This is a genomic window from Actinomadura spongiicola, assembly GCF_003432485.1.
Lineage (GTDB): Bacteria > Actinomycetota > Actinomycetes > Streptosporangiales > Streptosporangiaceae > Spirillospora > Spirillospora spongiicola.
In genome coordinates, this window is the sequence record NZ_QVNQ01000005.1 from 639,279 (window position 1) to 654,477 (window position 15,199).

At 69.2% G+C, this 15,199-nt stretch carries 14 protein-coding genes and 3 tRNA genes; 7 read left to right on the forward strand and 10 right to left on the reverse strand.

The genetic code is table 11. From position 1 onward, the window contains the following. Window positions 1–10: 10 nt before the first annotated feature. From D0T12_RS19330 to D0T12_RS19350, 5 genes are all read right to left on the reverse strand, one after another. Entirely contained in the window at window positions 11–607 is a 597-nt protein-coding gene (locus D0T12_RS19330) for a YbhB/YbcL family Raf kinase inhibitor-like protein (protein WP_199487545.1), read from the reverse strand. A gap of 207 nt (window positions 608–814) precedes the next feature. Beyond that, window positions 815–1,465 (reverse strand): SRPBCC family protein, encoded by a 651-nt coding sequence (locus D0T12_RS19335; protein WP_117400973.1) that lies wholly within the window; start codon window positions 1,463–1,465, stop codon window positions 815–817. After that, window positions 1,462–1,818, reverse strand: coding sequence for an ArsR/SmtB family transcription factor (locus tag D0T12_RS19340; protein WP_117400974.1), 357 nt, complete (start codon window positions 1,816–1,818; stop codon window positions 1,462–1,464). The genes D0T12_RS19335 and D0T12_RS19340 overlap by 4 nt, the downstream gene beginning before the upstream one ends. A gap of 43 nt (window positions 1,819–1,861) precedes the next feature. Continuing rightward, complete coding sequence (locus D0T12_RS19345; protein ID WP_117400975.1) at window positions 1,862–2,461, reverse strand: FMN reductase; 600 nt, start codon at window positions 2,459–2,461, stop codon at window positions 1,862–1,864. Then, the gene (locus tag D0T12_RS19350) at window positions 2,458–3,537 is read right to left on the reverse strand and encodes an LLM class flavin-dependent oxidoreductase (RefSeq protein WP_117400976.1); all 1,080 of its coding nucleotides are present in this window, start codon (window positions 3,535–3,537) and stop codon (window positions 2,458–2,460) included. The genes D0T12_RS19345 and D0T12_RS19350 overlap by 4 nt, the downstream gene beginning before the upstream one ends. 134 nt (window positions 3,538–3,671) lie before the next feature. Here D0T12_RS19350 and D0T12_RS19355 point away from each other — a divergent pair, with 134 nt between their 5' ends. From D0T12_RS19355 to D0T12_RS19375, 5 genes are all read left to right on the forward strand, one after another. Continuing rightward, on the forward strand, window positions 3,672–4,478 hold the full coding sequence (locus tag D0T12_RS19355; protein WP_117401129.1) for a universal stress protein: 807 nt from the start codon (window positions 3,672–3,674) through the stop codon (window positions 4,476–4,478). Between the two features lie 150 nt (window positions 4,479–4,628). Beyond that, window positions 4,629–5,597, forward strand: coding sequence for a CHAP domain-containing protein (locus D0T12_RS19360; RefSeq protein WP_117400977.1), 969 nt, complete (start codon window positions 4,629–4,631; stop codon window positions 5,595–5,597). Between the two features lie 30 nt (window positions 5,598–5,627). Further along, window positions 5,628–5,700: transfer RNA gene (locus D0T12_RS19365), tRNA-Gly, on the forward strand. 29 nt (window positions 5,701–5,729) lie between these two features. Beyond that, window positions 5,730–5,800 (forward strand) — tRNA-Cys (locus D0T12_RS19370). Between the two features lie 4 nt (window positions 5,801–5,804). Then, window positions 5,805–5,879: transfer RNA gene (locus D0T12_RS19375), tRNA-Val, on the forward strand. A gap of 301 nt (window positions 5,880–6,180) precedes the next feature. Here the strand turns inward: D0T12_RS19375 and D0T12_RS19380 are convergent. Further along, complete coding sequence (locus D0T12_RS19380) at window positions 6,181–7,440, reverse strand: cytochrome P450 (protein ID WP_233526166.1); 1,260 nt, start codon at window positions 7,438–7,440, stop codon at window positions 6,181–6,183. Window positions 7,441–8,178: 738 nt separating this feature from the next. On the opposite strand from D0T12_RS19380, the gene D0T12_RS19385 reads away from it, so the two are divergent. Further along, entirely contained in the window at window positions 8,179–8,397 is a 219-nt protein-coding gene (locus D0T12_RS19385) for a ferredoxin (RefSeq protein WP_233526167.1), read from the forward strand. A 4-nt stretch (window positions 8,398–8,401) separates the two neighbouring features. Then, a complete protein-coding gene (locus tag D0T12_RS19390; RefSeq protein WP_233526168.1) occupies window positions 8,402–9,628 on the forward strand; it encodes an NAD(P)/FAD-dependent oxidoreductase in 1,227 nt (408 codons plus the stop codon). 101 nt (window positions 9,629–9,729) lie between these two features. Here the strand turns inward: D0T12_RS19390 and D0T12_RS19395 are convergent, their stop codons facing one another. Genes D0T12_RS19395 through D0T12_RS19410 form a run of 4 tightly spaced genes read right to left on the reverse strand, consistent with a single transcriptional unit; the run spans window position 9,730 to window position 15,195 of the window. After that, window positions 9,730–10,482 (reverse strand): SDR family NAD(P)-dependent oxidoreductase, encoded by a 753-nt coding sequence (locus D0T12_RS19395; protein ID WP_117400978.1) that lies wholly within the window; start codon window positions 10,480–10,482, stop codon window positions 9,730–9,732. Window positions 10,483–10,505: 23 nt separating this feature from the next. Next, window positions 10,506–12,974 carry an ATP-binding cassette domain-containing protein gene (locus D0T12_RS19400; RefSeq protein WP_117400979.1) on the reverse strand — a complete coding sequence of 823 codons (2,469 nt, stop codon included), beginning with the start codon at window positions 12,972–12,974 and terminating at the stop codon, window positions 10,506–10,508. 5 nt (window positions 12,975–12,979) lie between these two features. Continuing rightward, window positions 12,980–14,143, reverse strand: coding sequence for a substrate-binding domain-containing protein (locus tag D0T12_RS19405; RefSeq protein ID WP_117400980.1), 1,164 nt, complete (start codon window positions 14,141–14,143; stop codon window positions 12,980–12,982). Next, window positions 14,143–15,195 (reverse strand): ABC transporter permease, encoded by a 1,053-nt coding sequence (locus D0T12_RS19410; RefSeq protein WP_117400981.1) that lies wholly within the window; start codon window positions 15,193–15,195, stop codon window positions 14,143–14,145. Before D0T12_RS19410 ends, D0T12_RS19405 begins: the two co-directional genes overlap by 1 nt. Window positions 15,196–15,199 lie beyond the last annotated feature (4 nt).

Sequence of the window (15,199 nt, forward strand, 5' to 3'; positions counted from 1 at the left end):
CTCCCGTGGTCTACGACTCCCCGGAGATCGTCGCCGAGCCCAGCGACGCCCTGGTGATGGAGTTGGCCGCGGTCTGGATCGAGGAGTTCTCGTTCAGCTCCGTCAGGGTCGCCCGGTTGAGCGCGTGGACGGTGAACGTGTAGGTGTTCACCGACCTCGGTGAACAGGGGCCCTGGTAACCCCACAGGGAGGCGCTCCCGCGGTAGTAGATCTGCCGGGAGCCCTTGGGCACCGAGGGCTGGTACACGTGCTCGACGTTCTGCGGCAGCGCGGTGACCGCCGGCTCGATGTCGTAGATGATCCAGTGCAGCAGGTTCCGGTTGTCGACGTCGCGCATGATGATCGCGTAGCTCAGGGCGCCGTCCGGCGCGCCGGTCCACTCCAGCGGCGGCGACTCGTTCTTCTTGCGCGGGTCGTTGTCGCCGCTGCTCGTGCACTCGTGGACGATCGGGATCGTGCCGCCGTTCCGGAAGGCGCCGCTCGTCACCGTGAAGGCGGCACCGGGAGCGGCGCCGTCCGGCGCCGGGAGCGTCGCGGCGGCCGCGACGGAGGTACCACCTGCGGACATGACGAGCAGGGCCGACAACGCGACTCGCTTGATGATCACGGAGGGCTCCTTGCAGAGATGGGTGCGCTTGACTCCCCCGCCCCCGCTCGGTGAGCGTTCGACCACTCGGTGAGCGTTGGACGCAGCGTACGGGCGACGGTCGCGGCGCGCCATGGCAGGCGTTGCCGGATGGAGACCCGCACTTGTCCGTCCCTGCCAATTTCGGGCGTGTTGCGATCGGCGACCGTCAGACGCCCGTGTCCCGCGTCAGCGGCCGTCGTCCTGTGAAGGCGTGTCCCCGGTGTAGGCGGCGATGGTCCGGTCGGCGGCGGCGCGGCACATGGCCTCGTCGTCGCCGGTGGCGACGTGCGCCTTGAACCAGCTCTCGCCGCTCTGGCGCATGAACTCCTTGGCCTCCTCCGTCGCGGTCCACTCCTTGCCGAGTTCCGCGGGGGCGTCCACGCCGGACGACACGTGCAGGGCGAGGCCGAGGAGGCCCATGTCCCAGCCGATGCCCACCGCGCCGGGGCCGAACTGCTCCCAGTGGTCGTCGACGTGGGCGATGTGCTCCAGTTCGAAGCGGGATCGGCCGCCGTCCTCGGGCGTCAGCCGTACCTCGATCCAGCTGATCTGGCCGCCGTACTCCCAGGTCGCGGAGAAGCCCTTGGGCGGGTCACAGTGCTCGATCGTCCCGCTGGCGTTGCCCTCCAGCTCGTACCGGCCGCCGGGGCGGAGCTCCCCGGAGACGGGCAGGAACCAGCGGGCGATGCGGTCGGCGTCGGTCACGGCGTCCCACAGGTCCTCGACGTCGGTGTCGTAGGTCTGGCTGACCGTGAGGGTCCGCGCGGTCCCGGCCTCCAGGACCCGTTCGCCGACCCGCCGCCGGACCGCGTTGATCTGCCCCGTCACTTCGATCATTGCTCGCTCCCTGAGTCGCTCTCGGCGCGGCGACGTGCGCGTCTGCCACGCGCGATCTCCGTCGCCAGGGCGTCCAGATGCGGTGTCCAGTACCGGCGGAACCGGTCGAGCCAGGCGTCGATCTCCCGCAGCGGACCGTGGTCGACGGTGTAGAGCCGCCGCGTCCCCTCCGCCCGCACGACCGCGAAACCGCTGTCGCGCAGCACCCTCAGATGCTGCGACACCGCGGGCTGCGAGATGCCGAACTCCTCCCGGATGACCGTGGACACCTCGCCGGAGGACCGCTCGCCGTCGGCGAGCAGCTCCAGGATCCTGCGCCGCACCGGATCACCCAACACATCGAACGCGTGCACGACCCCAAGCTACAACCTTCGCTTATATAAGCCAAGCCTTAATCTATTGGCCCGCGCCCTGGGCCAGGAGCCTCTCGAACGGGACGGGCTCGTCGTACGGGTCGGCCTTCTCCGGCGCGGGACGGGCCTCCATCAGCGCGGCCAGCTCGGCGGCGGCACGGTCGACGCGGTCGGCGAGTCCGCCGTCCGCGCCCCAGTCCGCGGACGCCGCGTACACGCCGGTCGGGACGACGGTGGCCCGCAGGTAGGCCATCAGCGGGCGCATGGCGTAGTCGATGGCCAGGGAGTGCCGTTCGGTGCCGCCGGTCGCGCCGAGGAGCACCGGCGCGCCGTCCAGGGCGTCCCGCTCGACGACGTCGAAGAACGTCTTGAACAGGCCGCTGTAGGAGGCGTTGAAGACGGGCGTCACGGCGATCAGGCCGTCGGCGTTCGTCACCGTCTCGACGGCGGCGCGGAACGTCCCGGACGGGAAGCCGGTGAGGGCGGCGTCGACCATCGCGTGCGCGTGGTCGCGCAGCTCGATCGTCTCGACGGAGACGTCCCGCCGCAGCGCCGCGACGGTCGCCGCGGCGAGCCGGTCGGCGAGGAGCCGGGTGGACGACGGCTGCCCGAGCCCGGCGGAGATGACGGCGAGCGTGGTCATCGGACCTCCTCGGTGAGTCGTGAGGCGTGGGTGGGCGCGGTCGCGGGGACGTGCGCCGGGCGCAGCGCCTCGAACTCCCCGCGCAGCACCGGAACGACCTCCTCCCCCAGCAGGTCGATCTGCTCCAGGACGGTCTTCAGCGGGAGCCCCGCGTGGTCCATCAGGAACAGCTGCCGCTGGTAGTCGCCGAAGTGGTCGCGGAACGTCAGGGTCTTCTCGATGACCTGCTGCGGGCTGCCGACCGTCAGCGGGGTCCCGGCCGTGAACTCCTCCAGCGACGGCCCGTGCCCGTACACCGGGGCGTTGTCGAAGTAGGGCCGGAACTCGCGGACGGCGTCCTGGGAGTTCTTCCGCATGAACACCTGCCCGCCGAGGCCGACGATCGCCTGGTCGGCGGACCCGTGTCCGTAGTGCTCGTAGCGTCGCCGGTAGAGGGCGATGAGCTGCTGGAAGTGCTCCTTCGGCCAGAAGATGTGGTTGGCGAAGAACCCGTCACCGTAGTAGGCGGCCTGCTCGGCGATCTCCGGGCTGCGGATCGAGCCGTGCCAGACGAACGGCGGCACTCCGTCCAGCGGGCGCGGGGTCGAGGTGAACGACTGCAACGGCGTGCGGAACCGCCCCTCCCAGTCGACCACGTCCTCCCGCCAGAGCCGGTGCAGCAGGTGGTAGTTCTCGATGGCGAGGTCGATGCCGTCGCGGATGTCCTTGCCGAACCAGGGGTAGACCGGGGCGGTGTTGCCGCGGCCCATCATCAGGTCCACCCGGCCGTCGGCCAGGTGCTGGAGCATCGCGAAGTCCTCGGCGATCTTCACCGGGTCGTTGGTGGTGATCAGCGTGGTCGCCGTGGACAGGATCAACCGCTCGGTGCGGGCCGCGATGTACCCGAGCATCGTCGTCGGGGAGGACGGCACGAACGGCGGGTTGTGGTGCTCGCCGGTGGCGAAGACGTCCAGCCCCACCTCCTCGGCCTTGGCGGCGATCGCCACCATGGCCTTGATCCGCTCGGCCTCGGACGGGGCGCGCCCGGTGGTCGGGTCGGGCGTGACGTCGCCGACCGTGAAGATCCCGAACTGCATGCCGGCCTCCAGGTAGTAGAATGTTCAATCACCCTACCGAACCCCGTGGCCCCGGTCCCTATTCCTGGCCGTCCGCGCGGGGTCACGCCCCTCCCTCTGGTCTGACCGGCGTCCTTCGGGGAATGCTGGTTCTCATGATCGGGGAACACGTCCTCGCCGGCTACGTCAACGACGCGGGCGGACGGGAGGCCCTTGACCTGGCGGCGTCCATCGCCGCGCTGACCGGTGGCCGGTTGAGCGTCGCGACCGTCCACCCGCCGGGCCTGCCCGCCGCCGCGGGCGAGGCCCGCACGCTGCTGGAACAGGCGTCCGACCTGCTCGACGACCGGCCCGCCGACCTGCACGTCCAGGAGGGGCGCAGCGTCGGGCGCGGGCTCACCGTCCTCGCCAGCCGCATCGGCGCCGACCTGATCGTCGTCGGCTCCCCGGAGGGCGGCGCCCGCGGCCGCATCGGCATCGGCGCCGCCGCCGACCATCTCCTGCACTCGGCCACCGAGGCCGTCATGCTCGCCCCGTCCGGCCACACGCCGTCGGGCGACCTGACCCGGATCACGGTCATGTACGTCCGGCGGCCCCAGTGCGACGACGCGGTCATCCGCGCCGCCCAGGCCGCCGAGGGGCTGGAGGTCCCGCTCCGCCTCGTCACCCTCGCCGTCGGCGACGCCTCCGGGGCCGAGCAGCTCCGCGACGACCTCGCCCTCGCCATCCGCCTCGCCCTGGGGTCGGCCGACCTGCCGCCCGAGGACGTGTCCGCCGAGCTGGCCGAGGGCGACGACGTCGCCGACGCCCTCGACGACGTGGACTGGCAGGACGGCGAGATCCTCGTCTGCGCGTCCAGCGAGGACGCCGCCGCCCACCGGGTCTTCCTGGGTGAGGTCGCCCTCAAGGTCCTGCGGGCCGCCCCGTGCCCGGTCACCGTCCTCCCCCGGGGCTACTTCTAGTAGTCCGATATGGCCGGTTCTCCGGAACGAGTTGCCGCCCGCGGTTTACCTTCGCTACATTCCGTCGAGATCGGAACGTGACATTGGGCGCGTTCCGGTTCCCCGGTCGGGCGCCACCCTGCCCGAACGAGCGAGGCGGCAGGGAGCGATATGGACCCGATCGGTAAGAAACTGCTCGACATCGCCAAGAAGGAACTCGGCTACACCGAGAAGAGCGACGGTTACACCAAGTTCGGCGAGTGGTACCGCAAGAACATCGACGGCGACCACGACGAGTATTTCTCGACCGCCCCCTGGTGCGACATGTTCCTCGCCTGGGCCGCCGACAAGGCGGACGTCACCGAGCAGACCGGCCAGTTCGCCGCCACCGTCGACCACGCCAAGTGGTTCAAGAAGAACGACGCGTGGGGCACGAAACCCGAGCCGGGCGCCATCGTCTTCTACGACTGGAACGGCTCCGACGACATCGACCAGATCGACCACGTCGGCATCGTCGAGAAGGTCGACGGCAAGACCCTGCACACCATCGAGGGCAACGCCGACGGCTACAAGCTCATGCGCAAGACCCGCGACATGGACTCCGTCGTCGGCTTCGGCTACCCCGCCAAGGTCAAGGTCGCCGCCAAGTACACCCCCAAGCACGCCGCACCGGCCCCCACCGTCGACCAGGTCGGCGCCCCCGCCGCGGCCACCCCCACCACCACCCACGAACAGCAGCCGCCGGACGTCGCTCCCGAGGGGCTCCCCACCCAGGAGGTCGTCCTCGGCGGCATCCTCGCCTTCGTCCTCTGCGGCACCGTCGCCCTCGCCGCCGGCAGGGTCGCCGCGGCCAAGGCCCCCGCCGCCTCGCCCATCCGGGTGCGCAAGCGCGGCAAGCACCACCGTCCGGCCGTCCCCGTCACCCTCCCCGCCGACCTCACCCCCGCCGACCTCGACTCCGCGGACGCCGGCACCACCGTCATGCCCGCCCTCTCCCTCGCGGCCGCCCACGAGGCCGAGGACCGCGAGTTCTGGGGCCGCATCGCCCACCTGGAGGAGGACTCCGAACTCACGTTCTGGAACTCGCTGCACGCCGAACTCTCCGAGTCCCAGTACGCAAGCACACACGGATTCCGCTAGAGTTGTCCACGCGGGTCTTACGACCCGCACGCGGACGTGGCTCAGTTGGTAGAGCATCACCTTGCCAAGGTGAGGGTCGCGGGTTCGAATCCCGTCGTCCGCTCTGAGAGGCCCTCGATCAGGTCTCGCTCTGGTGGAGTGGCCGAGAGGCGAGGCAACGGCCTGCAAAGCCGTCTACACGGGTTCAAATCCCGTCTCCACCTCTAAGGGCGATTAGCTCAGTGGGAGAGCGCTACCTTGACACGGTAGAGGCCACTGGTTCAATCCCAGTATCGCCCACCATGCTCCCGCGCAGCTTGGGGCACGGTCTGTGCTGTCGACTAACGAGGCCACAGGCCTGGTCGGGCGATGGGTGATTCGCGTCATGGATCCGCGTCATCGCGATACACCAGCACGCCCTTCGTTCACCCACGGTCGGCGTCCGGCATGACCGGCTCCTTGGCTTCCCCATGTCCTGGCCGGCACAAGACTCTGCTGAATCTCGACCACGCGTGCGGGTGGCGGCCTGCGCACGGCCTTCGCGGACTGATCAATCGTCGCTTGCAGACAGCCGGGGCGGGGCGCAGGCGTGGCGTCGGAGGCCTCAGCCCGCGGAAACCCGGACCGGGAACCTCTTGATGCCGTTCACGAAGTTGCTGCGCACTCTGGTCACCTCACCAGCCAGCTCGATCTTCTTCAATCGCGGTAGCAAGGTCTCGAACATGAGGCGAACCTCCATGCGGGCGAGACTGTTGCCGAGGCAGAAGTGGGGCCCGCCCTTCCCGAAGGTGACATGGTCGTTGGGATGCCGGGTGACGTCGAAGTCATAGGGGTTGACGAAAACGTCCTCGTCGCGGTTGCCGGAGGCGAACCACATCACCACCTTGTCGCCTTGCCGGATGTGCCTGCCGCGCAGTTCGACGTCGCGGGTCGCGGTGCGCCGGAAATGGTAGACGGGGCAGGCCCAACGCAGCATCTCTTCGACGGCCGTCGGAATGAGTTCGGGACTGCTCTGAAGGAGCGCGAGCTGGTCGGGGTTCTCGAGCAGTGCGAGCATCGAGTGGCTGATGGTGTGGCGGGTCGTCTCGTTCCCGGCCACGATGAGCAGCAGGAAGGTGTTGTCGAACTCGGTCGCGGTCAGTGACTCACCGTCCATCGGCACCCGATTGATCAGCTTGCTGACCAGGTCGTCACCGCCGCCGCCGCAGCGTTGCCGGACCAGCTCACGTCCGTATTCGAAGACCTCCAGGGCGGCGGGAGAGCGGAAGGGCAGATGCTTGTACTTCTCGCTTTCCTTTGCGTCCAGCAGCACTGTGGCATAGTCGGGATCGGTGTTGGCGATCAGCTGATTGCTCCAGGTGATCAGTTGCCCGGTGTCCTCCTCGGGCACGTCGAGCAGCTTGGCCAGGACCTGGATCGGGAAGTCCGCACTGATCTCCTGGACGAAGTCGAACTCGCGCTTTCGCAACGCGGCATCGACGGTGGCGTGGGTAAGACCCCGGAGAACCTCTTCGTACTTCTTCAACGTCTGCGCACCGAAGTCGCGTTGCAGCAGCTTGCGTATGGCACGGTGGCGGAGGCCGTCGGACTCCAGTATCGACCGCCGTTTCTCGATCAGGTCGTCGTCGATCTCCTCAAGGTTGGTGAACCTGGTGGAGGTGAAGGTGTCGGAGTCCCGGTCGACGGCCACGATGTCCTCATGACGCGTCACCGACCAGAACCCGGAGTTGGGCGCGGGCTCGGGATTCCAGTTGACGGGCGCCTCACGGCGAAGAATGTCGAACCGCGGCCATGCCGCGTTGCGCTCGAACACGTCCAGGTCGGTGAGGTCGACCTCGTCGACCGTAATACCGGTGCCGATCACGGGATCTCCTTTCGGTTCGAATCCGCGCCGGGGCAGGCGAAGTCGCGGGACGGCGGATTCAGAGGTGGAAGGCGTGGTCTCGAGATTTCCGAGACGGTCACCCGCTCGGGAAATCACACGATTTCGTCGTGTCTGTCCGCGGCGTCACCAAGCTCGGTTCCAGTCTCGCGGCTCGGGGTCGTTCGGGGCGGCACAGGTGCCATGTCAGTCGGGCCCCGTACCACTCGGGCCCAGGAGGACTCCTAAGTCGTTTGATCCCAAATAGTAAGTCCTCCCGGCCGGGTGCACAAGGCTTAATTCGACGAGATTCCCCTGGTCCAGGCACTTGACCGGGCTTCGCGGCAGAGATACGTTTGGGTCCGAACGAAATTTGTCATCATCCATCTCGGAGTACGAGCGCAAGGCCGCTACCGACGAGTTGGAGTGGAACATACTTCGCCTCGTCGTCGGCATCGCCAGGTCGGTCACTCTTGGTGCGGGGCGACTTTCCGTGCGGAACGGCGTGCCGATCACGACATGCCTGTCCCCGTCCCGATCCGGACCGACTGCGAAGCGCGCGCACCCGACGCGGAAAAGCTTCGTTCACTTTCCATGGGCGGTCGGTCGTCACGGGACTCCGGGGCGGCAAAGTCTTCTCGTCCGTCGAGCGGTACGACCATGACGGTCACCCCCAGAGCCCCCGAGCCCACCGATCTTACGAAGAACCAGTTCAGATCCAGCAAAGGTAGGACCATCGCCATGATGCGAGTAGTCGTCGACCTCGAAAAGTGCCAAGACCATGGCCAGTGCGCCTTCTCCGCTCCCCAGGTGTTCGCGCTCGACGAGAACGGCAGGCTGTCGTTCCGCAGTGCGGCGACCGACACCTTTGTCTCTGCCGACCTGGACGAATCACTGCGCGACGACGTCGAGGAAGCCGCCGAGGCCTGTCCGCTTCAGGCCATCGAGGTCGAAGGCTGAGCGGATGATGCCAGCACAGCCGATCTCCGAGCCCAGCGGTCGCTGCGTGGTCGTCGGCGCCTCCATGGGCGGACTGCGCGCGACCGAAGCCGTGCGCAAGGCCGGCTTCACGGGTGAGATCGTCGTCGTCGGCGACGAGCCGCACATGCCCTACAACCGCCCTCCCCTGTCGAAGGAGGCCCTCGGCAGCGGGTTCGACCTGACCAAGTTGACCTTCCAGGCTTCCCCAAGGGCCAAGGACGTGACATGGCGCCTCGGAGAACGAGTCGTCGCGGCGGACCTGAACGCCCGCACGGTCACCTTCGACAGCGGCGACGATCTCGCCTGGACCGGGCTGGTCGTGGCCAGCGGGCTGCGTCCTCGTCGCCTGCGGATCCCGGGCCCACGGCGCGGCCGGCATGTCATTCGTACCGTCGAGGACGTCCTGCGATTGCGCGCCGGTCTCTCCTCAGGCGTCCGGCTGGTCGTCGTCGGCGCCGGCTTCATCGGCTGCGAGGTCGCCGCTACCGCCCGCACGCTGGGTGCCGAGGTCGATGTGGTCGCACCGGAGACGGTACCGGTGGAACGACCGCTGCAGCGGATGCTCGGCGCGGCGCTCCAGCGTCGCCACGAAGCCCATGGTGTGCGCTTTCACCTGGGCGTCGTCCCGGTCGAGGTCCACGGTGGCGAGCGGGGGACCTCGCTGCTGCTCAGCGACGGCACCGTACTGCCGGCGGATCTCGTGGTCGAGGCGGTTGGATGCACCCCGAACACCGAATGGCTGGACGGGAACGGCCTGGATCTGGCCGACGGCGTGCTCTGTGACAACCATCTTCGGGTTGAGGGACGTCCTGATGTGGTGGCCTGCGGTGACATCGCCAGGTTTCCCAATCCGCTGTTCGACGGCGTGCCACGGCGAGTCGAGCACTGGGCCATGGTCACCGAAACCGCCCGGAGAGCCGGTCGCACGCTGGGCGATTCACTGACCGGCAGAGCGCCGGATACGGCCCCCTTCACCCCGGTGCCTTCCTTCTGGAGCGACCAGTACGACATGCGCATCCAGTCCTTCGGCTCGCTGGATCTGGGGGCCGGGGACGTCCGGGTGCTCGAAGGGGACCTCGACGAAGAGGTGGCCGTCGGCTACCACCGCGACGGCCGGCTCACGGGCGTGGTCCTGATCGGCCTTCGCGCGCAGTACATGCGCTATCGCGCCCTCATCACCGAGGGCACCAACGTGAGCGTGCCCCGGTAGGGGCCCGGCCAGGGGCGGATGGGCTGGAGCGCGAGGGTGACGAACGGGCGTCGGGGCGGCCCCCCGAGGATCTTCAGTCTTCAGATGCCCCGACAGCAGCGTCACTGCGCCGTCCATCCTCCGTCGACGACGAGGCTTGCTCCGGTGACGAACTGCGCCTCGGGACCGGCGAGGTACAACACCGCACCGGCGATCTCGTGCGGCCGTCCGTTGCGGCCCAACGGCGTACGCTCGAGAATCGTCGCCAGGTGCTCGGGCCGCGCCATCATCTGGGCGTTCATCGGCGTCTCGACGTTGCCAGGGGCGACCGCGTTCACGCGCACGCCTTGCGGAGCGAACTCGACCGCCCACGCACGCGTCAGTGCCTCGACACCTCCCTTGATCGCGCAGTAGGCGGCGATTCCCGGAGCTCCCACCAGCGCGCCGATCGAGCTGATGTTCACGACGACGCCCGATCCGCGTCCGGCCATCACCGTGAGCGCTCGCTGGCCTGTGAAGAACAGCCCCTTGAGGTTGACGTCGCTCATGCGATCCCACGCGGCCTCGGCCGTCTCGGGGGTGGCGCCGACCTCGAAGACGCCGGCGGCGTTCACGAGCACGTCGATCGCCCCCTCCCGCTCCAGGACCCCGTCGACGAGCCGGTGGCAGTCCTCGACGCGGTTCAGGCGCGCCCCCGCGAAACGCGCGATGCCGCCCTCCGCACGTGCCGCCTCGCACGTCGCCTCACCGCGCGCCTCGTCGGTGCCACTGACGACGACACGCGCCCCCTCGGCCGCCAGCGCCAGGCAGACCTCCCGCCCGATGCCGGAGGTTCCGCCGGTCACGATCGCGACCTGCCCGTCGAAACGCCTCATCGTCGCCTCCCCTTCGGCACGTCTCAGGGCGAAGTCCTGGTTGCTCTCAGCCGTGAGTAGACACCGGCGCCGGACAGCGTCATGAGGCCCACGAGCCACCGTTGCCACGCGTCGTCGAGTCCGAGGAACGTCGTCGCGTTCATGACCTGCACGATCAGGAGAGCGCCGAGCATCGCGCCGACGAACGAACCGCGGCCGCCGAAGATGCTCGCGCCGCCGAGCACCACTGCGGTGATGCTCATGAGCGTGTACTCGGTTCCGAGATTGGGGTCGCCGATTCCGACCTGTCCCGCCAGGACGAGCGAGCCGCAGAATGTCAGGCCGGCGCAGCCGAGGTAGGCGTACAGGCGCACGCGCTCGGGCGAGAGACCCAACCGCCGTGCGACGTCGTCGTCGGAGCCGACCGCACGCAACGCCATGCCGGAGCGTGTCCGGCGCAGCCACCACTCCAGGGCGATTCCGATGGCGACCGCGACGGCGAAGGAGACCGGGAGCGGCCCGGCCGCGGTCGTGAGCGCATCAGAGAGTCTGATGTCGTACGTTCCGCCGGGTGTCGGGCGCAGCAACAACGAGCAGCCCTGGAAGAGGATGAAGGTGACCAACGTCGTGACGATGGGCGAGATGCCTCCAGGCCCGGCCATGACGCCGTTGAGCAGACCCGCGCCGAACGCGACCGTTGCGGCGATCAGCAGTCCGAGCACGAGCGCACCAGCGCCCAGAGGCTCGGCGAAGTAGAACGAGCCGACGACGACGATCAGTCCGCTGAGCGGCCCGACGGACAGGTCGAAGCCACCGGCCTGGACCACGACGAGTTGACCGAGCGCGATGAAGGCGAGCGCGGCGAGCAGCGCCAGCGTGGTGCGCACGTTCTGCCCGCTCAGGTACAGGCCGTTGCGCGAGGCCACGAAGGCGCCGAGGGCCACGATGATCCCGGCCAGCACGAGACTGGGGAAGTAGTCGCCGCGCAGGAAGCGAACCTTGGCACTGCCGCTTCCACCCGGCTCGCGCGCCGCCGCCACCATCAGGGCGGCCTGGGCGATCTCATGCTCGGTGACCTGCTCGTCGCACAGCTCGGCCACGACCCGTCCGCGGGCGAACACGAGCACGCGGTCGCACAGGCCCTCGAGCTCGATCGGATCCGAGGAAACGATCAGTACCGCGGCGCCGTCCGCCGCCAGCGCGCGCAGCGAGCGGTAGATCTCCGCGCGCGCGCCGACATCGACCCCCTGGGTCGGGTCCTCCAGAAGGAAGACCCGCGGTCCCGCCATCATCGCCGCGCCGATCAGCACCTTCTGCTGGTTACCGCCTGAAAGCGTGGCGACCTCGGTCTCGGACGAGGCGGCGCGCACGTCCAACCGCTCGATCTGCCTGTTCACGGCCTCCCGCTCGGCCCCGCGCCGCACGAAGCCGCCACGCCGGCGCTCACCGAGCGTCGACAGCGCCAGGTTCTCACGGACGGAGAGCCGCATGAACAGGCCGTCATCGTGGCGATCGGCGGGCAGGTAGACGATGCCGTGACGGCGCGCCGCGCGCACGTCGCCGATCTTCCTCTGCACGCCGTCGATGACGACCGCCTGGCGGCTCGGAGCGACACCGGCGAGCGCGTGAAGCAGCTCGCGCTGCCCATTGCCCTCCACTCCCGCCAGGCCCACCACCTCGCCTGCGTGCACGCTGAGGCTCACGTCCGCGAAGCCGTCGCAGGAGAAGTCGTCGACCGCGAGGATCGGCGTGTCACGGGCGGCCCGTTTCGGTTTGTCCGCGAAGGCGGCCTCGACGGGGCGACCGACGACCTGGTGGACGATCTCGTCGTCGGAGATCTCCGGCAGCGTCCAACTGCCCGCCACCATCCCGTCGCGCAGTACCGTGACACGGTCGGCGATACGACGGATCTCCGGAATCCTATGGGATATGTAGATGACGCCGACGCCGTCGGCGGCGAGGCGCTCGACCCACGCGAAGAGGTTGTCGATCTCCGTGGCGGACAGCGGCTCGGTGGGCTCGTCCAGGATCAGCAGGCGCGGCGACGCCACGTAGGCCTTCGCGACCTCGACGAGCTGGCGCTGGGCGAGCGACAGGTCGTGGACGCGGTCGTGCGGGCTCGCGGTGGCATGGACGGCCGCCAGCGCCTCACGGCACCAGGCGACACGGTCGTCGACCTGTGCCCGCGGCGCCGCGAGGGTCATGTTCTCCACGACCGTCAGGTCGGGCGCGAGCGCGGGCCACTGGTGGGCGATGACGAGACCAAGGGCGCGCGTCGCCGCCGGAGAAGGCCGGTCCAGCGAGGTGCCCGCGATCTCGATCGTGCCCGCGTCGGCCGCCTGGGAGCCGGAGATCACCCCCATCAGGGTGGACTTACCAGCCCCGTTCTCGCCCACCACGGCGTGCACCTCGCCGGCGCGGACGTCGAGGGAGACGCCTCTGAGCGCGTGCACGCCTGGATAGGACTTGTGAATCTCCTGGACGCGCAGGGCGCGCCTGATGTCTGCCGGCATGGTGCCTACTTCCCGAAGAGCGTGGCCATCTCCGCCGACGTCAGCGTCGAGGAGAGGATCGCGTCGGGCGGAAGCTGCGGGTCGCAGCGCACCGCCAGCCGATTGTCAGAACTCGTCGAGTCCTCGAACAGCGACAGCTTGAGGACCGTCGGCTCGCGATCCTGCTTGCCGTGGGCCGCCGCCACCGCTTGGCGCAGCGCGATCCGGGTGATCCACGGGCGGCTCGACACCGTGGCGAGAGGGAAGCCCTTCCCCGCTTGCTCGGCCTTCCACGTGCAGCTCAGCTGATTGAAGTCGTTCGTCGCGATGGGAACGAGTGGGCGACCGGCCGCCTGGAACGCGCGGATCGCGCCGATCGTGCTGCCGCCGTAGTCGGAGATGATGCCGTCTATCTTCGGAAACCTGGTGAGCAGGCCCGCCGTCACCTGCTGTGTCTTGGCGACGTCCCAGTTGGTGTCGACCGGACCGGCGAGCAGCTTCATCTGCGGGTGCTTGGCGAGGCTCTCGCGGATGCCCGCCGCCACACGGGGCGAGGTCGGGTTCCCCGGGGTGCCGCCGAGGAAGACGACGTTGCCCTTCCCGTTGAGCTGCTTGGCCATCCATTCGGCCCAGACACGCCCGTTGCTCTCCGGGCTGTCGTAGACCGCCGTGACGTAGTCCTGGCCGGCCTTGCCACCGAGGTCGCCAGGCGTGATCACGACTTTGACGCCGGCGCGCATCGCGGCGCGCAGGGCCGGGATCATGGCCGGCCCCGAGTCCGGAAGGACGACGATCGCTTTCGCGCCCTGGCTGACAAGAGTGTTGACGTCGGAGATCGCCTTCTGGGCGCTGCCCTGCGCGTCCGTGTAGATGACCTTCTTGACCGCAGGGCATTTCTTCGCCTCGGCCTCGAGCTCGGCGCGGCTGATCTTCCGCCATGAGTTGGCTCCGTAGCCGTCCGCGAGACCCACCGTGATGGGCTCGCTGCCGCAGACGTCGGACATGCTGGCGAACCCCTCGCCCGTGCCCGACGCCTGCACGGCGCTCGGCGACCCGGTCGGCGTCTTCCCCGCGCTGCCGGGCGAGCCGGCGCCGCCGCAGCCGACGGCGAGGATGAGGGGCGCCACGGTGAGGGTGACGCCGGTTCGGAGATGCCTTCTCCGGTCGGCTCGATGTGTACCAGCGGCCATCAGCTTTCCGTTTCTTTGAGTGAGGATGAGGGGATCGACGCGGGGGTGGTCACCGGCGGCCTTCGTCGCAGGCGCGTCCGCAGGTGCCGGGCGGCGCGCTGGAGGCCGGCCACCTCCCGGGTGGCGACGCCCGCCGCTATGACCGCGGACTGGATGAGGTACTGCACGGCCGTGGGAGCACCGACGGAGAGCACCAGCTGGTTGAGTTGGGTGAGGAAGAGCGCGGCGAGGGTGGTCGCGATCACGCTCGCACGCCCGCCCGTGAGTGGTGTGCCCGCCAGCACGACGACGGCGACCGTGGAGATCAGGTAGGGCTCGCCGACCGAGAGCCCGGGCGACTGCTGGAAGCCCGCGATGAGCGTTCCGGCGATCGCGTAGCAGAGCGCTGCCACGACGTACGGCGCGACTCGGTATGCGCTCACACGCAATCCGGCGTTGCGCGCCGCGGCGTTGCTCACACCGACGGCCACATGACGGCGTCCGACGACGGTCCGCTGCACCACGACACCGACCACGGTGAGGACGACCAGTGCGGCGATCACCGTGTTCTGGACGCCCAGGGTGCGCTCGATGGTGATGCGTGTCAGCGCCGACGGGGCCGCGGTCGGGACGCCACCGGTCACGTCTAGCACGACGCCGATGGCCAGCGCGTTGACGCCGAGTGTCGCGATCATCGGCGTGATCGACAGACGCGCCACGAGCATTCCGTTCACCAGCCCGACGACCATGGCCGCGCCGAACGTGAGACAGATCGCGGCGGGCAGCCCGCCGATTTCCTGCGCCCCCTTCGTGACCAGGGCGGCCGACAGCGAGACCGCCCCGGCGACCGAGAGGTCGAGCCCGCCGTGCTGGACGACGATCGTCTGGCCGATCGCCGCGATGGCCAGCATCGAGGCGAACGGCAGCATGGTCAGCAATGTGGAGCCGCGCAGCGTGTCGGGCGCCGCCACGAGGCTGACCAGAAGCAGCACCGCGAGCGCGAAGCCGATCCGTCCGAGAACCGCGCCGAACGCACCCTCGGCGCGGCGGCGCGGCGGCGCGGTGGTTGGCATGGTC